15 protein-coding genes are annotated in these 20,531 nt (G+C 59.1%); 5 read left to right on the top strand and 10 right to left on the bottom strand.

What is annotated here, in order from left to right; genetic code table 11:
* Window positions 1-56: 56 nt before the first annotated feature.
* Together MUN80_RS05105 and MUN80_RS05100 are read right to left on the bottom strand one after the other, a co-directional pair.
* Complete coding sequence (locus MUN80_RS05105) at window positions 57-548, bottom strand: DUF4385 domain-containing protein (RefSeq protein WP_244720469.1); 492 nt, start codon at window positions 546-548, stop codon at window positions 57-59.
* A gap of 1,140 nt (window positions 549-1,688) precedes the next feature.
* Window positions 1,689-3,326: an Ig-like domain-containing domain gene (locus tag MUN80_RS05100; RefSeq protein WP_244720467.1), complete on the bottom strand. Its 1,638-nt coding sequence runs from the start codon at window positions 3,324-3,326 to the stop codon at window positions 1,689-1,691.
* Window positions 3,327-3,373: 47 nt separating this feature from the next.
* On the opposite strand from MUN80_RS05100, the gene MUN80_RS05095 reads away from it, so the two are divergent.
* Complete coding sequence (locus tag MUN80_RS05095; RefSeq protein ID WP_244720465.1) at window positions 3,374-3,634, top strand: hypothetical protein; 261 nt, start codon at window positions 3,374-3,376, stop codon at window positions 3,632-3,634.
* On the opposite strand, the gene MUN80_RS05090 is transcribed toward MUN80_RS05095, so the two are convergent.
* The 7 genes from MUN80_RS05090 to MUN80_RS05060 form a co-directional block, all read right to left on the bottom strand.
* Window positions 3,613-4,506, bottom strand: coding sequence for a class I SAM-dependent methyltransferase (locus tag MUN80_RS05090; RefSeq protein ID WP_244720463.1), 894 nt, complete (start codon window positions 4,504-4,506; stop codon window positions 3,613-3,615). The two genes, MUN80_RS05095 and MUN80_RS05090, sit on opposite strands and share 22 nt — an antisense overlap.
* A 110-nt stretch (window positions 4,507-4,616) precedes the next feature.
* A complete protein-coding gene (gene mnmG / locus MUN80_RS05085; RefSeq protein WP_244720461.1) occupies window positions 4,617-6,485 on the bottom strand; it encodes a tRNA uridine-5-carboxymethylaminomethyl(34) synthesis enzyme MnmG in 1,869 nt (622 codons plus the stop codon).
* 267 nt (window positions 6,486-6,752) lie between these two features.
* Window positions 6,753-7,481 carry a GNAT family N-acetyltransferase gene (locus MUN80_RS05080; protein WP_244720459.1) on the bottom strand — a complete coding sequence of 243 codons (729 nt, stop codon included), beginning with the start codon at window positions 7,479-7,481 and terminating at the stop codon, window positions 6,753-6,755.
* Window positions 7,482-7,590: 109 nt separating this feature from the next.
* Window positions 7,591-8,082, bottom strand: a complete 492-nt coding sequence (gene ybeY, locus MUN80_RS05075; RefSeq protein ID WP_244720456.1) for an rRNA maturation RNase YbeY — start codon at window positions 8,080-8,082, stop codon at window positions 7,591-7,593.
* Window positions 8,079-8,537, bottom strand: coding sequence for an ATP-binding protein (locus tag MUN80_RS05070; protein ID WP_244720453.1), 459 nt, complete (start codon window positions 8,535-8,537; stop codon window positions 8,079-8,081). The genes ybeY and MUN80_RS05070 overlap by 4 nt, the downstream gene beginning before the upstream one ends.
* Before the next feature lie 41 nt (window positions 8,538-8,578).
* On the bottom strand, window positions 8,579-11,968 hold the full coding sequence (locus tag MUN80_RS05065; RefSeq protein WP_244720450.1) for a DUF4175 family protein: 3,390 nt from the start codon (window positions 11,966-11,968) through the stop codon (window positions 8,579-8,581).
* Between the two features lie 219 nt (window positions 11,969-12,187).
* Complete coding sequence (locus tag MUN80_RS05060) at window positions 12,188-15,235, bottom strand: M16 family metallopeptidase (protein WP_244720448.1); 3,048 nt, start codon at window positions 15,233-15,235, stop codon at window positions 12,188-12,190.
* Window positions 15,236-15,489: 254 nt separating this feature from the next.
* Between MUN80_RS05060 and MUN80_RS05055 the strand changes: the two genes are divergently transcribed.
* From MUN80_RS05055 to MUN80_RS05040, 4 genes are all read left to right on the top strand, one after another.
* The gene (locus tag MUN80_RS05055) at window positions 15,490-17,211 is read left to right on the top strand and encodes a M28 family metallopeptidase (RefSeq protein ID WP_244720445.1); all 1,722 of its coding nucleotides are present in this window, start codon (window positions 15,490-15,492) and stop codon (window positions 17,209-17,211) included.
* A 488-nt stretch (window positions 17,212-17,699) separates the two neighbouring features.
* Window positions 17,700-18,308 carry a TetR/AcrR family transcriptional regulator gene (locus MUN80_RS05050; protein WP_244720443.1) on the top strand — a complete coding sequence of 203 codons (609 nt, stop codon included), beginning with the start codon at window positions 17,700-17,702 and terminating at the stop codon, window positions 18,306-18,308.
* Between the two features lie 203 nt (window positions 18,309-18,511).
* On the top strand, window positions 18,512-18,697 hold the full coding sequence (locus MUN80_RS05045) for a hypothetical protein (RefSeq protein WP_244720440.1): 186 nt from the start codon (window positions 18,512-18,514) through the stop codon (window positions 18,695-18,697).
* A 291-nt stretch (window positions 18,698-18,988) separates the two neighbouring features.
* The gene (locus tag MUN80_RS05040) at window positions 18,989-19,396 is read left to right on the top strand and encodes a hypothetical protein (RefSeq protein WP_244720437.1); all 408 of its coding nucleotides are present in this window, start codon (window positions 18,989-18,991) and stop codon (window positions 19,394-19,396) included.
* 16 nt (window positions 19,397-19,412) lie between these two features.
* Here MUN80_RS05040 and MUN80_RS05035 read toward each other — a convergent pair whose 3' ends face one another.
* Window positions 19,413-20,510: a glycosyltransferase gene (locus MUN80_RS05035; RefSeq protein ID WP_244720433.1), complete on the bottom strand. Its 1,098-nt coding sequence runs from the start codon at window positions 20,508-20,510 to the stop codon at window positions 19,413-19,415.
* Between the last annotated feature and the right edge of the window lie 21 nt (window positions 20,511-20,531).

The following is a 20,531-nucleotide window of genomic DNA, read 5'->3' as shown; positions in this document are numbered from 1 at the left end:
GCTGGATGAATTCTGGTGCGTTTCCGAATTCGGATTTAAAGGTAGGTATTCGGGCTTCACTTGCCGTAGCGGGCCTCAAATTCGGCCTTCTGCCGCACGTAGTCGGGGTGAAGCTTAGCTTGGTCCCATTTGGCCTTGAAAATGGCGGCAGCGGCAGCCTTTTCAGGGTCCTCAGGCGAGCGGGGTAGCTCGGCGCGGCCGTGGGCCCCACTTTGCCCCTTCTTATCGTCGGGCACGGGGCCGTCGTACTTCTTGCCGCCGCGGTGGTTGGCGTAACGCCGAGCCCGGGTAAAGCCCATCTGAATAAACTTACGGGCCATATCGGCCCCCACGAAGTCGTCGGCTTTCAGATAGTCCAGAAACAGCTGGTAGATCTGCTCCGACGACTCTCGGGCCACCTCCGGGCTTTTAAAGCGCCAGTAGGGCAGAATCTCCGACTTATAGGGCTCAACCAGCAACACGCCTTGCTCCCCCTTACCCACGCGGTACAGCTCGGGGTGGCGGCGAAAGTCGATGGCTTTAAAGTCGAGCGTATAATCGAAAGGCATAGGGCAGGAGCGGGGCGGGTGGGAGCCTGTATACGGGCAAAGCAGTGCCCGGGACCAGCTTCGGTGGTTTTCCACACCCAAACGGGTGGAAAAGTGCATAACTCTGCCAGCTTACCCAATCAGCATCAATCACTTATCAACGGTTTTCGCCGGACTACACGCCTAGCAATAGAATCTGCGCCGCTAACAAACCGGAGGAGTGGCAAAATCAACGCGGGGAGCGGCAGGAGGGGAGTGGTCCGCCGCAAAGCCGGGTTGGTGTAATTTATTGGTAGGCCCCGTCGGGTCGCGGTAGGTTTGCTTACCCTCAGTTGCCTTACCGCTTGTTCGAACCGTCTGCTCGTCTAGGCTTGGCTTTTCCAATCAGACCTAAACCCAGGCTTTTCATTTTTTGAAAGCGTCCCAAGCTTATCCACAGGGTTAATAACTTTTGAATTAAATTTTTTAAAAGATTTCTTTTTGTTTCCACTCGTTGGGGGTGTTCATAAGTGGATAAGAAAATATAGTTATACACAGAGCTGATAACTTGTGTACAAGATTGGGTTTATACACCAACTATCAACAGGGGTTGTGGATAGTAAATGTCAGTATGTAAGATACTTGCAAATATTATTCACAATTCACAGCGTTATCCACGAATCCACAATTCACAGGTTTTACCCAGTGTGGATTCGGGTATTTTCCGGGGATAGTTATCCACCCTTATCCACGTTGGCAATGTGGAAATCGGCCTCTGTGCTGCATTGTGCACGGGCAAAAAAACTTTTCCGCAACTTCTCCACGGGTTATCCCCATGTTTCCCCACCATTATCCACAGATTAACCCACTTAGGCTGGAAAGCTGCTTCCGGGCTGTGGAAAAAAATGTGGAAACCACGTAGTTTCCTGATTCTGAAAGGCCCTAATGTGGATAGCTCAAACCGAAGGGTTTTTGGCGAATACTATATAGCAAAAGCTGCTAACCGCTGGCCTCCTGCACTGCGCCGGGCGTGCGCGTGCTAGGAAGCTACACGATGAGGTAGATCTGGGTGCTGCCTCCCGCCTGCTCAGCCCAGGCGTACCGGCTGGGGTGCGGGCACAAAAAAGCCCCGGCGGCCGAAGCAACCGGGGCATTACAAGGTGTAGCGCAACCAGGGAGAAATCAGAAAGCCAGCTTGAGGTCCTCTACTTCCCAGTTGGCCCGCACCTGAACCGGCTGAGGCGCTAAGTATACGGGTTCGGCGGGCACGATGAACTTAGGGTCGCCGCCGCGCCAGGTGCCGTTGTTGTCGGCGTCGATGAGCACGCGCAGGCGGTAGTTGCCGGGCGCCAGGTTGTCGAAGCGGAAGGTCTTTTTGGGACTCTCCAGCACAGCGGCTACCTGGTTGGTATTATCCAGCAATTGCAGCTGAAAGCGTTGGTACTTGGTTTGGATAGTGCCCGCCACGCTGCCCACCGGCGACTGATCCGTAACCAGCAGGCGCACGGGTTTCAGGCCCAGGCGCTGGTCGGTGATGGTGGTGACGGCCGTCGAGTCCAGGATAATGCTGATGCTCTTCTTGGCCTTGGTATTAAGGTTTACCGTGAGCTGGGTACGGTCGGGGCTGAGCGTGGCTTCCTGGGGCACCCGAATGGGTTTGCGGGCTGTGGAGTCTTCGAGCAGCGTGCCGATGGGCTGCTTAGTAAACGGCCGCAGGGGTTCCGCAAACTGAAACTTGACCTGACCCTGCCGGTACACGTCGCGAGGCGTACCCACCACGTTGTATTGGGCTGCCCGCCGGGCCGTGCCCGTAATAGTACCCGGAAACTTGACGTTGATGGTATCCTGCCCAGTGTTGCCCACGCTGTCGGCGGTGGCCAGCAGGTAGCGGCCTTCTGCCAGGGCTGCCGTCCGGAACAACGTCACGCTCCGGCCCTTCTCTCCGACCAGCAGCGCCTCATTTAGCGGGGCCGGAGCCGGGGCTGTAGCGGCGGCGCCCAGCGGCAGCAGCCGGGCCTGGGTCAGGCCTTCGTTAAAGGTAATTCTGAACTGATTGGGCGTGCCCTGCTGGCTAGATATGATGGGGCGGCGGGCATCGGGGCGCACCAGCACCAGCCGCAGCGAATCGAGGCCGGGGCGCACCGTAATCGGCTCGGGCAGGTAGGCAATCTGCTCTCCCTCCTCGTAGCGGCCCGTGTTGTTTTTATCGGCCAGGGCGTAGAGGCGGTAGCGGCCCGTCTTGAGATTATTCAGTGCAAACGCGCCGGCCTTATCGGTACGCACCATGTAGTAGGGCTTGCCGCGCCGGATGGTCATCGTATCGGATTCAGGATACAGCATCACGGGCACTTCGGCTCCCGCCGCTCCGCTCAGCAGCTGGGTCACGGAGCCGCGCACCGAGCCCGAGTCGAGACGGGCACCGGTGCTGAACGTGACCAGCACATTCTGGGCCGGCAGGTTTTCGGTGATGTCGGTAATGGCCGCCCCGAAGTTGAACGTGTAAGTGGTATTGGCCTGCAGGGGCTTGTCGAAAACCAGGGAAATAGAGGTGCGCTCCTCCTTGACCCGGTACTTGTTATCGTCGCCGAGTACGGGGGCTACAATCAGGTTTTTGGTCAGGTCCTTCAGTTGAATCGACTCCGAGAAATCCAGGCGGATGGTTTGCTCGCGCACGTTGAGCGCGCCGTTGGCCGGCGAAGTACCGATGAGTTTGGGCGGCGTCACGTCCTTGGGGCCGCCCTGCGGCGAGCTTACGGCCGCACAGCCGCTCACGATGGCACTGGCGGAAAGCAGAACAAGCAGGTTAGCGCGAACGGACATTATAGAGCAAAAGGGTGGTAACGGTAAGGAAAGCAATGGCCCCGAGAATGCGCAAACTAACGGCCCGCGTGGGCTTGTCGGTGGGCGGCAACAGCAGCGCCGGCGCGGTAGTCACCGAGTCGGGCCGCAGGGCCTTCCGCACGGTGTCGGGCGGCAAGGTAAATTGGATTGAAACTGAAGTGGCTGGTGGCAAAGGGCTTAGCCCCTCCCCTACCCTACCGGCTGCAGCCCCGCGGCTGATTAGCAGCCAACCCAAGACCAGTAACAGCCGCCGTGCCCGCATGGCTCAGCGCTTATGGGCTACGTAGATAACGCTTGAGTACAGGCCTTCGTGTTCCTCGGCGTACTTATTGGATTTGTAGCCGGCCTTGAGCACGTTCATCAGCCCGCCGCCCCGCTCGGCCCGGTGCTTCTCGCTGAGCATGCTCACGTAGTAAGCATCCAGGGGCATGGGTAGGGTTTCGGGCACCGTGAGCTTGTGCTTTTTGAGCAGCTGCTTCATGGTTTTGGGGCTGAAATGGTAGAGGTGCCGGGGTACGTCGTAAGCGGCCCAGTCCTGGCGGTAATGCTGGGCGTCGAGGCTTTCCACATTGGGCACGGCAATGACGAGCACGCCGTCGGGCTTGAGCAGACGCACGAGCTGCTGCAGCGTTTCGTTCAGGTTGTGCACGTGTTCCAATACGTGCCAAAGGGTAATGGCATCAAACGAAGCCGACTCGAACGTGACCAGGTTTTCGTTGCCGATGGGCTGGCCCACCCGCTGGGAAGCTTCCTGCTGGGCCCGGGCGTTGGGCTCCACGCCGGCCACCTGCCAGCCGCCGGAGCGGGCCGCGGCCAGAAAGTGCCCCGTGCCGCAGCCGTAATCCAGAAGCTTGCCCTTGCGGGGCGCGAGCTTATTGACCAAGGCCACCTTGCGCCGCATCGTGAAAAAGCGCGCGACTTTATACGCCTGATTAATGACGCCGGTGGCGGTGCTGTTGTGCGAAACGTAGTCGTCCGACTCGTAGTAGCGCCCAATGGCCTCAATGCCGGGCCGCGGGTTGGTAAACTGGAAGGTGCAATTCTGGCACTGCACAATGGCAAAGCTCTCCTTGCTCACCGACTTATCCTCAACTACCAGCTTGTTGCGAAATTCGCTTTTGCCACAAACCGGGCAATTTTCCAGACGTTCGTACGACACTCTTTTTAGGGATTTAGAAGTAAGAGCTTAGAGCTCAGAACGCAGAAGCTAGCCGGCACACAAGTGGTTTTCCGGATCTAAGTTCTGAGTTCTGAGCTCTGAGTTCTCGATTATCGGCCAAGGTACACCATCAGCACTGAAACGTCGGCCGGCGACACGCCGCTGATGCGGGCGGCCTGGCCCAGGGTTTCGGGCTGTACCTTGAGTAGCTTCTCCCGGGCCTCGTGCGAAAGAGCCGGCATCTGCTTGTAGTCGAGGCGGCCCTGAATGACAAAGTTTTCCAGCTCGGCTACGCGGGCCGCCTGCTGGTTTTCCTTTTCGATATAGGACTCGTACTTGATGGCAATAACGGCCTGCTCTAGGCTGTCGGGCTGGTACTGGCCCAAAGCCAGCGTCAGTGCCGGCAAGGTGCGGGTCAGGTGCTCCAGCTCGATGTTGGGCCGGCGGAGCAGGTTTACGGCCCGGGTCCGCTCGTGCAGCGTGGCTGAGCTGAGTTCCTCCAGCAAGCCGTTAATTTCGGCCGGCTCGATGGCAAAGTTCTTGAGCAGCTTCACCACTTCAGCCGTTTCCTGCTGCTTGCGCTGCACCCGCTCCATGCGCTCCTCCGAGGCCAAACCCAGGGCGTGGCCCAGCGGCGTGAGGCGCAGGTCGGCGTTGTCCTGGCGCAGCAGAATGCGGTACTCGGCCCGGCTCGTGAACATGCGGTAGGGTTCGTCGGTGCCTTTGTTGACGAGGTCGTCGATGAGCACACCGATGTAGGCCTCGCTCCGCTTCAGGATGAAAGGCTCCTTGCCGTGCACCCGGTTGTGGGCGTTGATACCGGCCATCAAACCCTGGCAGGCGGCTTCCTCGTAGCCCGTCGTGCCGTTGATCTGGCCGGCGAAATAGAGGTTTTTCACGCGCTTGGTTTCCAGGGTCAGGTTGAGCTGGGTCGGCGGGAAGAAGTCGTACTCAATAGCGTAGCCGGGGCGGAACATCTTGGCATTCTCGAAGCCGGCAATCTTGCGCAGGGCCCGGTACTGCACGTCTTCGGGCAACGAGCTGCTGAAGCCGTTGATGTACATTTCCACGGTGCTGCTGCCTTCGGGCTCCACAAAGATCTGGTGCCGGTCCTTGTCAGCAAAGCGGTTGATTTTGTCCTCTACGCTCGGGCAATAGCGCGGCCCCAGACCCTTAATGCGGCCCTGAAACATCGGCGACTTCTCGAATCCCTCGCGCAGGATGTCGTGCACTTCCTGGTTGGTGTAGGTGATGTAGCACGGGCGCTGCTTGACCAGGGCGGGCGTGTCGAGGTAGCTGAATTTGCTGGGCATCTCGTCGCCGGCCTGCTCTTCCATTTTGGAGTAGTCCAGGCTGCGGCCGTCCACGCGGGGCGGGGTGCCAGTTTTCATGCGGCCCGTTTCGAAGCCCAGCTCTAGGAGCTGCTCGGTGATGCCGGTGCTTTTCTTCTCGGCGGCGCGGCCACCCCCGAAGTTTTTCTCGCCGATGTGGATCAGGCCGTTGAGGAACGTGCCGTTGGTGAGCACCACCGACTTGCCCCGGAACTCGATGCCGAGCTGGGTTTTGACGCCGACTACTGTGTCGTTTTCCACCACGATGCCCGTCACCGATTCCTGCCAGAAGTCTACGTTCGGGGTTTGCTCCAGCGTATTGCGCCACTCTTCGGCAAAGCGCATCCGGTCACTCTGCGCCCGGGGGCTCCACATGGCGGGGCCTTTCGAGCGGTTCAGCATCCGGAACTGAATCATGGTCTTGTCGGTGATGATACCTGACTGCCCACCCAGCGCATCCACTTCGCGCACGATCTGGCCCTTGGCCACCCCGCCCATCGCCGGATTGCACGACATCTGGGCGATGGTGTTCATGTTCATCGTGACTAGCAGGACCTTGGAGCCCAGGTTGGCCGCGGCCGCAGCCGCTTCACAACCAGCATGGCCGGCACCTACTACAATAACATCGTACTCTTCTTGCTGAAACATGGACCGCGGATTTTAGACGGATTCGACGGATGACGCGGATTGCAGGCGACTGTAGGCCAAACCGGGCGGTCTGGCTCTAGCCCATTGCGCTGGCCGTTGGAGGCAAACAGTAACCACTCAAGGGAAAGTTCGCCCTTCGCCCAACCAGCAAGCACCCGCCACGGGCCGGTGCTTTTTTTGGGGAATCAACTGCGGGAAGCCGGGGCAACACGCTCAAAACGTGCGCAAAGATACGCACTCAGCCGCTTTTCTGCGCGGCAAGCTTCCTTAGCTCTGGTCGGGGCCGGCGAAGTCCTCGTCCTGCCAATCAGCCAGCAACTCAGAAGATTGTCGGATTACCACTTCCCGGGAATAGTACTCCCACCGGTTGCGGCAGGCGTCGAATACCTGCGTAGCAGCCAGGCAGGGAAACAGCTTGTAGTCGAACTTAGGAAAGTCGTAGGCAATGTAGCCCGGGTAGTAGTACAGATGCTGCTGGCGCCGGGCGTGCTCTATTTTGAGTAGCATCAGGTACTTGCCCAGGCTGTGCTTGCGGTAGTCAGGGTGATAGAAGTTCATGATACCGGCCAGGCTGCGAGCCCCGCTGTCGAAGATGCCGGCGGCAACAAGCCGGGCTCCGTCGCGCACTTCCACTACCCCGGTCGTGAATACATTGTGGGTGGCCCCGGCCAGCAGAAACGACTCCACCGTGGGCGGGGCGTCAAAGTTGATGGAGGCCCGGTAGGCAGCGTACAATTCCTCCAGCTCATCGGTCAGCTGGAAGCGCCGCAGCGTGACCGAAAACCGCTCATTGAGTCGCAGCAGCCGGCGCTGCTCGGGTCCGTACGCCACCTCGCCCAGCACCAGGCGTAGCCAGTGCACTGTGTAGAAACCGCCGTCGATGGGCAGGAAACGGCAGGTAAACAGGTCCTGGTGCATCCGGTAATAGCCCTGGCTCAGGTAAAAATCCAGCGCCTCGCCGGGTATAATTAAGTTATGGGAAGAGGAAGCGGACATAAAGTAAAGATGGGAATAACGGGCAGCAACAGCGCTCTTCTGGTACTGCCAATAAACAGAAAACGCCCGCAGTCGTGCGGGCGTTTTGATAAAATAGTGGCTGGCAGCCCTAGAAAGCGCGCAGCGAAAGGCAGTAGTCCTCTTTCTTACGCATGGCCGTCTGGCTCAGCAAGTCCTTGTCGGCGTAGCCTAGCAGGTGAAGCACGCCGTGAATCATTACGCGGTGCAGCTCATCGTGGAAGGTGACGCCCAGCTGTTGGGCATTCTCCCGCACCCGGTCGACGCTGATGAAGATGTCGCCTTCGATAATATCCGCATCGTCGGCGTTATCGAAGGTGATGACGTCGGTGTAGGTGTCATGGTCGAGGTACTCGACGTTGACCCGGTGCAGGTATTCGTCGGAGCAGAAGATATAAGTCAGCTGCACAATCTTGTGTTCGTGCACCTGGGCAATCTTCTCCACCCAGGAAGTCAGCGCCTCGGCCTCGGCCAGCTCAAAGTCGACATCTTCGACCAGAAACTCGATACCGTGCGACTCGTGCGACTCCTCGGGTAGGCCCGCATTCATTTCACTTTCTGTTCCGGGGGGGTGCTGATTCATGCCGCGTTTTCGCTGGAAACGGTGTCGGTAGCCGATGACTCGTCGGTTTCGGCGGGGGCGAGCAGGAAGGTCAGCTGCACATTGCGGCCGTCCTTGGTGAACTCTACCTCATCGGCCAGGTGGCGAATGAGGAAGATGCCGCGGCCCCCGGGGTTTTCCAGGTTTTCGGGCGCGGTGGGGTCCAGCAGGTCGGTGTAGTCGAAGCCTTCTCCCTCGTCCTCTACCTCAAACTTCACCCGGTCCTTATCTACATAGAGCGACAGATAGACGTTGCGGTCCTTGTCGAACTTGTTGCCGTGGCGAATGGCATTGTTCACGGCTTCCGTAACGGCGACCATGATGTTGCCATAGATGTCATCCTCGATGTGAAATGTATCCTTGGAGTTGTCGATAAAGCTCTCTACGACACGGATATTCTCAACGAGCGAAGGAATCTGAATTTTAACCTGTTTCATAGGTATGTAAAAGGGAGCAGGGCGGTAAAATTAGCGGAACACTATTTCATTTTCTGAAAATATTCACTCACCTCCCGCTGGTAGTATGGCGTGAGGGCCGGCGGAACGGTCCGCAACAGCTCCGTTTGGCGGTTTTTCTGCTGCTTATATTTCTCAAAAGCAGGTGGAAACACCGGTGGTCGGTTCTGCGCAGTCTGCGCTTCCCGCTTGTCATCCTGGTCCCGTTCCCGGGCCGATTTCTCGACTTCCAGCAATCGGGTCATGATTTGGCGCTGACGCAAAATGGTTTGCTCCGTTAGCCGCTTGTTTACGAGGTCGGTTTCGGTTTGTTCCATTAATTTCTTCACGTCGCCGGTGCCGCCGGCGCCGTTCTGGCCTTTGCCTTCCTTGCTGCCTTGCTGGAGCTTATCGAGTTCTTTCAAGGCCTGACGGAGCATTTGCTGTTGAGCGGCGAGTTTAGCTAAATCTTCTGACAACGCCCGACCAGTTTTGCCACTTTGCTGCAACTGCTGAATCTGCTGATTGAGCTGCTGCTGCATCTTGCCCAGCTGACCCTCGCCAGCCGAGCTGCCTTTTTTCTTCTTTTTGCCGCCGGGTTTGCCCCCGCTCTGCTGGCTTTGCTGGCCTTCGCGCTGCTCCTGCTGCATCTGCTGCAGGGCGTCGTTGAGCATCAACGCCAGGTTGTTCATGCTGGTCATGGCCAGCTGCTGGCTGTTGGTAGCCCGGCCCACGTTGCGCTGCCGGATCTGGTTTAACGACTCGTCCATCTGTCCATTCATCTCCCCTACTTCCCGGGTCACAAACGACTTGATCTGGAATACCTTCTTGGCCAAGGCATATAGGGAGTCCTGGATGATGGCCGCGTCGTCCTTGAGCTTGCGCTGGTTCTGGCCCAGCTGCACGAAGCGCGGGTCAGTCTGGTCGACCGAGCGGAACTGCTTCATCAGATTTTCCTGGTCGAAGCTGAGCGTGATGAGGTTGTCGAGGATGTCGCGCAGGTCGTCGATATTCTGCTGTTGCTGCTCGCCTTCCTCTTCTTCCATCTGCTGCTTCATCTTCTGAGCCATCTGCTGCATCTTCTGAGCGGCTTGCTTCTGGCTCTGGCTGGCTTTCTTGTTCTGGTTTTTGCTGAGCTGCTCCTGGCTGTCCTGCTGCTGCTGGTCTACGTCCTGCTGGTCCTGCTTCATGTCGTCGGCGCCGTTCTGGTTGTCGAGCTGCTCGTCCATCTTCTTGAGCTCGTCCAGCTCCTTTTTCACATCCTGAAACTCCTGCTGCTTCTCGGCCTGCTCTTTCTTGAGCTGCTCCTGTTTCTGCTGCTGGTCCTGCTTGGAGTCGCCCTTCTGCTGGTTGTCTTTATCGTTTTTCTCGGTTTGCTCGGCCAGCTTTTCCTGTTCTTTAGCTAGTTCTTCCAACTTCTCGGTGGCCTGCTCCATCTTCTGCTCAAACTGCAGCTGCTTGAACATTTCCAGGGCCCGCTCCAGCTCTTTCTGCAGGGTGTTTTCTTTGTTTTCGAGCTGCTGCAACATCTTTTGCAGCTGGGCGTCGGGCGTCTTTTGCTCTTCCAGCAGCTTCTTGAGCTGGTCGTAGAGCTTCTTGGTTTCGGGGTCGAGCAAGGAGTCCATCAGCTTCTTAAGCTCCTCGGCTTTCTCGCGCAGCTCCTCGCTCTTGGGGTCCATCTGGTCCTGCTTCTGTGTCAGCTCCTCGAACATCTTCTTCATGTCGGCCAGCTGCTGGTCCATCTGCTCTTTCTGCTGGAGCATGTCCTGGAGCTGCTTTTTGTCCTGGAAGTTGAGGTTGCGCTTGGTCTTGAGCTTGTCCTCGGTCTTGGCCATTTCCCGCTCCAGCTTCTTAGATTTCTCGGCGGCCTGGCTCAGCTGGTTCTGCACCGACTGCGACTGGGCGTTCATCTGCTCCCGCAGCTCTTTAGTAGAAGGCAGCTTAAACTCGGCCGCCCGCGTCCGGGCCGACTTGGGGCCGTGTACGCCATCGTTGTCCCAAACCTGCAGGAAGTATTCCACCCGGTCGCCGGGCTTGAGGTTGAGCGGAGCCAAGTCCCACTGGTAGGCGTAGCTCTGGCTCGGGCCGCTTTGCAAAGCAATAGCGCGGGCCTTGTACTCGCCGTTGGGCCGGGCTTTGGAAGTCACGCGGTAGTGAAGTTGCAGGCGGCTCAGGCCGTAGTCGTCGCGCACTGCGCCGCCCAGGGCCAGATAGCGCAGGGACGTCGTGTCGGCAAAGCTCTCACTCGTAATTTCGGGCACCAGGTCGGGGATGGCGGTAATCTGGTACTGAATTGGGTCCCGGTTCAGGCTGGCCGCGTTGCGCAGGCGCACGGCGTATTCCTGGCTTTTCAGGATGCGGCGCGAGGTTTCAAACCCCTCGCCCGACTCGGTAGCTGTTACCGTTTCCTGGGGGTTGGTGAAAAGCAGTTGTAGTTCGTCGGTGGCGGCGGTGCTGAACTCCCAGCGCACGGTGCTGCCCTCGGGCACGGTCAGGTTGCCGGTGTTACGGATGGTTTCGGCGGGCTTGCCAATATAGGTCGGGTAGGTGACGTGCACGGCAAAGTCGCGCAGGTTGGGCCGCTCCCGCACCAGCAGATCGTAATCGTCGGAGGTGAAGCCGGCGGCCGAAAGCTGAAACTCTACGTCGCGCTGCAGCTGCTTAAACTCGTAGGTGTAGCGGTTGCCGATGGCCTTTGTCAGGCGCCGCTCCCGGCCCCCGTACACGATGTTGATTTCGTTGGGCAGGGCCTCGCCTTCCACCGTCACGGCCAACTCATAGTTTTCACCCTTGAAAGCCTTCAGGTCCTTGTTTTCGACAATAAACGTGAACGGCGCGGGTGGGGAGTAGGCGCGGTCGAAGTGGAAAATACGGTCGGTGCCCTGCACGAAGAGGGCCGGGTACACCAGCAGCAACAGCAGCATGATGCCGGCCGGCACGGCCACGTACTTCCACAGCGGCCGGGACTGGTTCTTAATATTGATACCCTGGCTGAACTCCAGGCCGGTGAGCTGGCCGGCGCGCTGCTCCAGGCTGGCTGCAATCAGCTCATTTTCCCGGGCCTGCCCTTGCAGTTGCAGGGCGTTGAGCAGTTTGTCTTGGACTTGCGGGAACAGCTCCCCCACGCGCTGGGCGGCCTGTTCGTCGCTGAGCAAGCGGCGCAGGTTGGTCAGGGCGGCCAGGGGCTGCCAGATCCAGCGCACGAAGGCGTACACCGTCAGGGCCAGAAAGCCGAATAGCAGGCCGCCCCGCACCCAGGTAGGCAGGTAGAGAAAGTACTCCAGGGTGTTGAACACCAGAAACAGCGTGAGCAAGAGTCCCCCCGCCACCAGGGCGCCGCGCACCAGTAGGTTGAGGTAGAACTTCCGCTTAAAGGCATCCAGTTGCGCCAGAACCTGCTCCAGGGCCGGCGCGTTCGTAGTCGTTACAGGCACAGATCTTTTTCCAGTACACTAAAAAGAGCCTAGGGCAGGCTCTTCGGAAAGATACGCAATATAGCTGCGGAGGCTGCACGCAGCCCCGCCCACCTAAACGACAACAGCCCAGGGGTAAATTGTTCCGCCGTAGTGCAAAGGCCCAGGCAATGAGTCGCCACACAAAAAAAGCCCGGTTCCACTCCGGAGCCGGGCTTTGGTAACAAACGGAAAAAGCACCTACTCGGCTTTCTCCTTCACCTTGGTGCCGTCCTCATCCTTTTTGAGCTTGCGCTTGGCTTTGCGCCCGTCCTCGTCCTTGGTCTTGGACTTGGCCTTTTTCACGGCTTTGCTGTCGGAGGCGGAAGTGGCAGGCGCGGCCGTAACAGTGCTGGCAGCTGGCACGGCCTTGGTGAGGCGGTTGCCCTCGGCGTCCATTTCCACAATTTCGTAGCCCAGCGTGGTAATGTCGGGGAACACCTTGTTCCGGTCGCCAACTACCACAATGTACATCTTATCGACGGGCAGATATTTCTGAGCCGTGGCCTGCACGTCTTCCTTCTTCAGGTTTTGCAGGATGGCGTTCTGCTGCTGCACGAAGTCGGGCGTGAGGTCATATTCGAGCAGACGGGCCAGGAAAGCGGCTTTCTGCTGGCCGGTTTCGTACTTCAGCGCGTCGCTCTGGCCCACCGAGGTTTTGAGCAGTTGCAGCTCGTCGTCGTTGATGCCGGTAGTGAAGCCTTTGATTTCCTTCCCAAATTCGGTCAGGGAAGCCGTGGTGGCATCGGCCCGCACGCCGGCCTGAGCGGTGAAGGGGCCTACGTAGCGCGTGCCCCGGAAGCCGGAGTAAGCCCCGTAGGTATAGCCCTTCTCCTCGCGCAGGTTGTGGTTGATGCGGCTGGCAAAAGAGCCGCCCAGCAGGTAATTGGCCAGATATGCCCGGTAATATTCCCCGGTGGCATCGTAGGGCAAAGCCAGGTAGCCGATGCGGATTTCGGATTGGGCCGCGTCGGGCTTATTAACGAAGTAGATGCGGGTTTTGTCGGGCTGCTGGCTGGGGTTGCCCGCGGGAAGGGTTACGCCTTTGCGGTTCCAGTTCTGCAAAAAGCCCAGCTTGCTTACCACGTCCTTCTGCTCCACGTCGCCGACGATAACCAGGTGCGACAAATCGGGGCCGTAGTACTGCTGATAGAACTGCTTCACGTCGTCGAGCGTGATGCTCTGCATCGTGCTGGTGGTGCCGCTCACGGGCACACTCATGATGTCGCCGGACCCGTAGAGCAGGGCGTTGTAGGTTTTGTCGGCAATGACGGTGGGCTGGGTGCTCTGGTTGGCAATAGCTTCCAGGGCCTGCTTCTTGACGCGGGCAAAGTCGGCGGCATCGAAGCGGGGGCGCAGCAGCACTTCCTCCAGCAGGGCCAGGGTAGCGGGCAGGTTCTTGGTCAGGCTCTGCACGCTCACGGTGGTGTTGTCGGTGCCGGGACTCACGGTAATAGAGCTGCCGAGGCGGTCCAGAGCGTCGGCCAGTTGCTCGCCGGTGTACTTCTGGCTGCCTTCGTTGAGCATGGTAGCCGTGAGAGCCGCCAGGCCGGCCTTACCGGGGTTGGCCTGTTCCAGGCGGTGCCCACCCCGAATGGTGAGCAGCATGTTCACGGTGGGCACTTCGGTGTTGCGGCTGCCCATGACGCGCAGGCCGTTCTGGAACTGCTGCTGCCAGAGGGCCGGTACTTTCACCACGGGGTTGGCACCCGCGCCGGGCATTTTGCCGCGGTCAAAGGTGTCCTTGGCTTTCACGTAAGTCAGGCCCTTATACTCGTCGGCTGGGGCTTTGTAGCCTTCCTTGCTGACGGTGAAGTTGTCGGGCCGGGCCGGAGAAGCTGGGGCGGCTTTGGGCAGTACGCTGAGCACCACGGCCTTTTTGCCCTTCACGTACTGGCCATACACGCGCTGCACGTCGGCCTTGGTCAGGGCCCGCAGGCGCTGCAATTCTACGGTCAGGTAGTTGGGGTTGCCGGTAAAGGTCTGGTTAGCCGCCAAGCGACTCACCTTGCCGCTCACGCTGCTCAGGCTGCTCACCAGGTCGGCTTCCCGGCTGGCTTTGAAGCGCTGCAAGTCCTCGTCTTTCACCCCGCGCTTCTCAAACTCGGTCAGCGTCTGGCGCAGCTGGTATTCGAGGCTGTCGAGGCCCTTGCCGGGGAAGGCCCGGGCGGCCAGCGTGAATTCGCCGCCCAGCTCGGCCGTAGGATGGTAGGCTACCGCCGTTACGGCTTTCTGGCTTTTAATCAGGTTTTTGTAGAGCAAGGAGTTTTTACCACCCCCAATGATTTCGGCCAGGGCGTCCAGGGCGGTTTCGTCGGGATGGTTCTGGGGCACCGTCGGGAACACCATCTGCACCAGCGGGAAACGCACGTTGTCCTGGTAGCTTACGTAGCGGTCCTGGGTGAGCTTGGGCTCGGGCAGCTTCATGTTCTGCACGGCTGGCCCGCGGTTGATGCTGCCGAAGTACTTCTCGGCCATGGCTACCACTTCAGCCGGCTTCACGTCGCCGCCCACGGTCAGGGTAGCGTTGTTAGGACCATACCAGCGCAGAAAAAACTGCTTCAGGTCGTTCACGTCGGAGCGGTCCAGATCTTCGAGGTAACCGATAGTCAGCCAGCTGTAAGGGTGGCCGTAGGGGTAGAGGGTTTTGGCGACGTACTCGCTCACCAGGCCGTAGGGGCGGTTATCGTAGTTCTGGCCCCGCTCGTTTTTCACCGTGGCCCGCTGCACCTCGAAGCGCTTCTGCGTCACGGCATCGAGCAGGAAGCCCATGCGGTCGGCTTCCAGCCACAGGGCCCGCTCCAGCTGGTTGCTCGGAATGGTTTCGTAGTAGTTGGTCCGGTCCCGGTTGGTGCTGCCGTTATTGGTACCACCGGCTCCGATAATGACCTTGTCGAATGTGCCCTGGGGCGCGTGGTCGGAGCCCTCAAACATCATGTGCTCAAAGAAGTGGGCAAAGCCCGACTTCCCAATCTGTTCCCGGGCCGAGCCCACGTGGTAGGTCACGTCTACGTGCACCAGCGGGTCGGAGTGGTCTTCGGTCACGATGAGCGTCAGGCCGTTGGGCAGCAGGTACTTTTCGTAGGGAATAACCAGCTCGCCGGGCTTGCGGGTTACTTTTTCGATGAGGCGGGTGCCGGCGGCCGTGGTAGCAGCCGGCGCGGCCGCCGGCTTTTTCTGCTGGGCAGTAACCGGAGCCGTGGCTAGGAAGGCGCCGAGGCTCAGCAGGAGAAAAGGGTTTTTACGCATAGAAAGGAAATACTGGAAGAAGGCGGGAAGGTAAGCGGTTCAAAGACATTCCCGCAACGCCGCATGTTGCGCCGTGGTGTGCTCCCTAAACGGGAAAGCAGGCGGGGGAAGTTCGTTTCGGGGAATTGCCCGTCCTGTCGGCCTCTCTGCACTCCAAGTGGGATGGTCGACCGGCCAATTATGCATGCACATGCTATGCGGGTTTTTCGGCATCTTCAGCCCACCAAACCAACCACACTACTTCCTCTTTCTTCATGCGCTTCTCCCCTACTTTCCTCCTCGTTGGCGGTGCCCTGGCGTTGGGCAGCCTGCCCGCCTGCCAGAGCCGCAGCTCCGATTCTACCTCCGCCGGACAGCCCTCGGCCAGCACCACGGCTGCGGCCGACACTGTGGTACCCGCTTCGCCCAACGACGGAATTACGGCCCGGCTGATTGGCAGCCACATCAAGGTGCTGGCTTCGGATGAGTACCAGGGCCGCAAGCCGTTCACGGTGGGCGAGCAAAAAACCACGGCCTACCTGGCCGACGAGTTCAAGAAACTGGGTCTGAAGCCGGGTCCCGATGGCAGCTACTTCCAGAAAGTGCCCCTGGTGGAAATTACCGGTACGCCCGCGCCCACCATGCAGATCAGCGGCGGTAAGCAGCCCTTTGCGCTGAACTACAAAACCGACTACATGGCCTTTACCGAGCAGGAAAAGGAGCAAGTAGCCCTGACCAACTCCCCACTGGTATTTGCCGGCTACGGCGTGGTGGCCCCCGAGTACGGCTGGAACGACTACGCCGGCCTCGACGTGAAGGGCAAAACCGTGGTGGTGCTCGTCAATGACCCCGGCAATGCCGGCAACGACACTACTCTGTTTAAGGGCAAAGCCATGACCTACTACGGCCGCTGGATGTATAAATACGAGGAAGCCGCCCGTCAGGGCGCGGCCGGTCTGCTCATCATCCACGACACCAAGCCCGCTGCCTACCCCTGGAGCGTGGTGCAAAGCAGCTACTCGGGCGCCAAGCTCCGCAACCAGACCGCCGACAAAGGCGCCAGCAAGTGTACCATCGAGGGCTGGATAACCCTGGATGCGGCCAAAAAGCTGTTCCAGGCAGCTGGTCAGGAGTATGACGAGGCGTATGCTGCCGCTAACCAGAAAGGCTTCAAGGCCCGGCCGCTCAACCTGCAGGTCAGCACCAGCATCCGCAACAAGCTGCGCCGCCAGGAATCCAAGAACGTGGTGGCCGTGCTGCCCGGTACTGCCCGCCCCGACGAGTACATCATCTACTCGGCCCACTGGGACCACCTCGGCATCGGGGCGCCCGTGGCCGGCGACTCTATCTACAACGGGGCGGCCGATAACGCCAGCGGCTGCGCGGCCTTGCTGGCCATTGCCAACGCCTTCCAGCAAGCCAAGGAAAAGCCCGGCCGCAGCATCGTGTTCTTGGCCGTCACGGGCGAAGAGCAGGGTTTGCTGGGCTCGATGTACTATGCCAACCACCCGCTGTTTCCGGTGAAGAAAACCGTAGCCGACCTCAACATGGACGACCTGCCCAACATGGGCCCGATGCGGGATTTGACGGTTATCGGTTACGGACAGTCGGAGCTGGACGAGTACGCCCGCGCTGCCGCCCAGGAGCAGGGCCGCTACATTCAGCCCGACCAGAATGCCGACAAGGGCTACTTCTTCCGCTCCGACCACTTCGCCTTTGCCCACGTGGGTGTGCCCTCGCTCTACGCCAGCGGCACCGCCGACAGCTGGATCAAGGGCAAGGCCTACGCCAAGAAGATGAGCGAGGAGTTTGAGGCCCAGCACTACCACCAGCCCTCCGACGAGTACAATGCCCAGGCCGACTACCGCGGTATGGAGTGGGATGCCCGCCTGCTTTACAGCGTAGGCCGCAAGCTGGCCGGCGAAACGACCTTCCCGCAGTGGAAGTCCGGCTCCGAGTTCAAGGCCCTTCGCGACAAAAGCCTGGCAGGGAGGTAAAGTCCGCGGGAAGCCGCTCCTTAGGCTAACCTCAAAAATCCCTGCTAACCCGCTTGTCCCTTCCCAAATAGAAAAAGCGTTTCGGCTTATGGCTGAAACGCTTTTTCATATTGTTGTTGGTGACACCCCACTAGAAGAAGCCTTCACCAAACGTGCGCGTTGCCGGAGCGGTTTACCTCTGTACGACCAAACCACGTCCTCCAGGAAGCCCAAACTTCCTTCTTGGGTGTAGATGCATATCGGCTGAGCTCCAAGATGATTCAGCCCTTGATGCGGCACAGCCTGGGTGTGTCGTCTGCCTCCTTTGTCGCTAACCCCGTCGACGTGGCCCGGAGTATAATCCAGACAGCTCTCCTGGTACTTACTTCGAGTTCACATTCCCTTAAACCCTTGGGTGGGTGTTAGGAAACTTTGGCGGAATAGCTGGTCGTAGTAAACTTTAATGCACCTTTGTATAAATTTAACCAAGTAGTTAAACCGTCTGTAGAATGGACCTGCAAAAACGCTCCACTGAAGAACTGATTTTGGAAGCTGCGCAAGCAGTGTTTCTGGAAAAGGGCTTGGCCGGGGCGCGCATGCAGGAAATTGCCGACCGCGCCGGCATCAACAAAGCCCTGCTGCACTATTACTTCCGCAGTAAGGAGAAGCTCTCGGCGCTCATTATTGAGCGGGCCATCGGTGTGATACTGCCGCGCGTGATGGCTGTACTGGACACCGACATGGAGTTGTTTGACAAAATCCGGCTCGTGGTAGATACCTACCTCACCTTCGTGAGTCGCAACAGCTTCCTGCCACTATTCATCGTGAACGAAGTGAACCGCAACCCGCAGTTTTTCTTCCGGACTGTGGTGGAGAAGGAGCGCACCCACCTCGACAAGTTCCGCCGCCAGGTGGAAGAAGCCGTGGCGCAGGGACGCATTCACCCCATCAGCCCCGCGCAATTGTTCATGAACGTCATGTCACTGGTCATCTTTCCTTTCCTGGGCAAGCCCATTATTCAGGTAGGGTTGGGGCTAAGCGACGAGGACTTCAAACGCGAGATGGCACACCGTCGAACTGAAGTGGCCGAATTTGTTATCCGGGCCATTCGAGCCTGATATTTTTTTGCCCGCTCATTAACCAAGTAGTTAAATCACATGGATAAGAAAAAGAAAAGGGCCGCCTTGCTGCTTTGGTTGGGTGAGCATGCGACGCTGGCCAAACTCAACGAGCAGCTGCACTGTGTGCTAGTGTCGGTTCAGTCCAATTGTTTCTTGACCCAAGCCACCCCAGCAGGGGCGCAATAATCACTCTTCACCCTATGGAATTTGTCATTGTCCTGCTGACCCCCATCCTGTTCATGCCCATGGTTACGGGCTATATGGCTTACGGAAACGGACGCTCCTTTTGGCGCTGGTTTGGCATCGGCTTCGCGTTGCCTTATTTCTCGCTTTTACTCATCACTTACCTTGTACACCGCGATAAGCGGAAGTCCCGGACTGCTTAACCCAATCCCTTCAATTCCACTTTGCCGTGAACATCTTTCCTGCACATACCTGAGCGTGCACGGGGCTGCTAGCCGTCGGCCAGCCAGCTAGCTGCCAGGCCAGATTTCCCGCTTCGACGCATCGGGTAACTTCAATGACTCCTTTTCCTGAACTCCTGGCTTTTTGTAAGATGTAGGTAAGGCCATGTCCGCCGCGGGGTTGCTTTTGAAAACATTAAGGGCCCGGTTCGTGGTTTAGGTGCCAAGAGTCAAGCCATAGCGGCTTCTGACCTGATCCTTGATTGTCTTCCCGTGCCCGTACCCGCTGCTGAGCTCGACTTCCTGCGTCTGTCTTACCGTTCCGATTTGCGCGTATTGTTTATGCGCTGGGACCGGGTCGTGACGCCTGCCGAGCACCGGGCGGGCTACCAGGCAGCTCTCGCTTTTGCCCATCCCCACCAAGCCACCCACTGGCTGATAGACCTGCGCATCCGCGGCTTGGCCGAAGCCGAGGACTTCGCCTGGGTTCTCACCGACTTCCGGGCCGCGCTGCACCGGGCCCTGCCCGGTCTGGAGTTTCGGATGGCGTACCTGGTTACGCCCTATCAGCAGGCCCTGATTGAGAGCCGGCTTAGCGCCCAGGAAACCGTATTTCGCACGTTTATCGAGGAGCAAAGCGCCTACCAATGGCTGGGCGTGCCTTTGCCGGAGGCGCGCTAAGGCTGCCTTTCAGTCTCTAGCCCTCAGCCCACCGGTAGCGCCGTTCCTTCCACAGGATAGCGCCGGGCCACACGGTATAGCCCAGCACTGCCAGCGACATCAGTAGCAAGTACCACTCGTAGAGCACTAGCACGCCCAGCGACTCGCGGTGGCCAGCCTGGCGGAGGGTAATCAGTAAGAAGAGCGTCTGGAAGGCTACTTTGGCCGTGTACAGCACTATAATCAGCTTCAGGGGCAGCAGGCCGGGCCAGCCCAGCACCGTGTAAAAGAAGCCGTAGGAGCTGAAGAGCAAGCCCAGCTGCCAGGGCAGGCGCACGGCTCCTTTCATCCAGCGTTTGCGCTGCCGCAGCAAATGCATCACCGTGGGTTGGGGCACCGAAATGCCCAGGGCCTGGGGCGTAATAATGTTGCGGTAGCCCCAGCCCTGCCGCACAATCTGGTCGAAGAGCTGCAAGTCCTCTGTGATGCTGAAGGCCAGGGCCTCGTAGCCACCAATGGATTCGTAAGCCGCCCGCGTGACGAGCATGTTGTTGCCGACGGCCGTAATGGGTAGCCCCAAGTCGGTGAGCAGACGAATCAGGTTGAGGCCGAAAAGCCAGTCGAGGCCCTGCAAGCGGCCGAAGATGCTGCCCGAAGCCGTCGTGATACCCGTCACAACGCCCACGCCTTCGGGCGCGGCTGCCAGCATGGTCTGGACCCAGTCGGGGGCCAGGGACATGTCGGCGTCGGTGATGAGGAAGGTGTCGGCGGTGGCCGCGTTGCAGAGGTGGGCCAGCACGTTGCTTTTGCCCTGGGCCGTGCCCAGCTTCTGCCGAATGGGCAGCAGCCGGAACTGAGGCTTATCGGCAATGAAGCGCTGCACTACGCCCATCGTGTCGTCGGTGGAGGCGTCGTCGCCGATGAGGATTTCGAGCTGCTCGACCGGATAATTAAGAGCCGCCAACGCCCGCAGGCACCGCTCGATATTGGCTTCCTCGTTGCGGGCTGCAATTAGAATGCTGACTTTGGGCCTAGCCGTCAGCTTGGGCAAGGCCGGCCGGGGCCACACCAGAAGCAGTAAAATCAGGGCGAAAATGCCGAAGAAAGCACTGAAGAATACAGTAATAAAGAGCATACGGCAGCCGGTAGAAAGTAA

Origin of the sequence: Hymenobacter cellulosivorans, assembly GCF_022919135.1 — a bacterium.
GTDB lineage: Bacteria > Bacteroidota > Bacteroidia > Cytophagales > Hymenobacteraceae > Hymenobacter > Hymenobacter cellulosivorans.
The sequence above is the reverse complement of the archived record's forward strand: the minus strand, read 5'-3'. Positions and strand labels throughout refer to the sequence as shown.

Coding starts and splice junctions, on each gene's coding strand:
- ybeY (WP_244720456.1), bottom strand. CDS start 8,082: ATGAATCAGCACCCCCCCGGAACAGAAAGTGAAATGAATGCGGGCCTA.
- MUN80_RS05105 (WP_244720469.1), bottom strand. CDS start 548: ATGCCTTTCGATTATACGCTCGACTTTAAAGCCATCGACTTTCGCCGC.
- mnmG (WP_244720461.1), bottom strand. CDS start 6,485: ATGTTTCAGCAAGAAGAGTACGATGTTATTGTAGTAGGTGCCGGCCAT.
- MUN80_RS05050 (WP_244720443.1), top strand. CDS start 17,700: ATGGACCTGCAAAAACGCTCCACTGAAGAACTGATTTTGGAAGCTGCG.
- MUN80_RS05035 (WP_244720433.1), bottom strand. CDS start 20,510: ATGCTCTTTATTACTGTATTCTTCAGTGCTTTCTTCGGCATTTTCGCC.
- MUN80_RS05060 (WP_244720448.1), bottom strand. CDS start 15,235: ATGCGTAAAAACCCTTTTCTCCTGCTGAGCCTCGGCGCCTTCCTAGCC.
- MUN80_RS05045 (WP_244720440.1), top strand. CDS start 18,512: ATGGAATTTGTCATTGTCCTGCTGACCCCCATCCTGTTCATGCCCATG.
- MUN80_RS05070 (WP_244720453.1), bottom strand. CDS start 8,537: ATGAAACAGGTTAAAATTCAGATTCCTTCGCTCGTTGAGAATATCCGT.
- MUN80_RS05055 (WP_244720445.1), top strand. CDS start 15,490: ATGCGCTTCTCCCCTACTTTCCTCCTCGTTGGCGGTGCCCTGGCGTTG.
- MUN80_RS05095 (WP_244720465.1), top strand. CDS start 3,374: ATGCGCAAACTAACGGCCCGCGTGGGCTTGTCGGTGGGCGGCAACAGC.
- MUN80_RS05080 (WP_244720459.1), bottom strand. CDS start 7,481: ATGTCCGCTTCCTCTTCCCATAACTTAATTATACCCGGCGAGGCGCTG.
- MUN80_RS05100 (WP_244720467.1), bottom strand. CDS start 3,326: ATGTCCGTTCGCGCTAACCTGCTTGTTCTGCTTTCCGCCAGTGCCATC.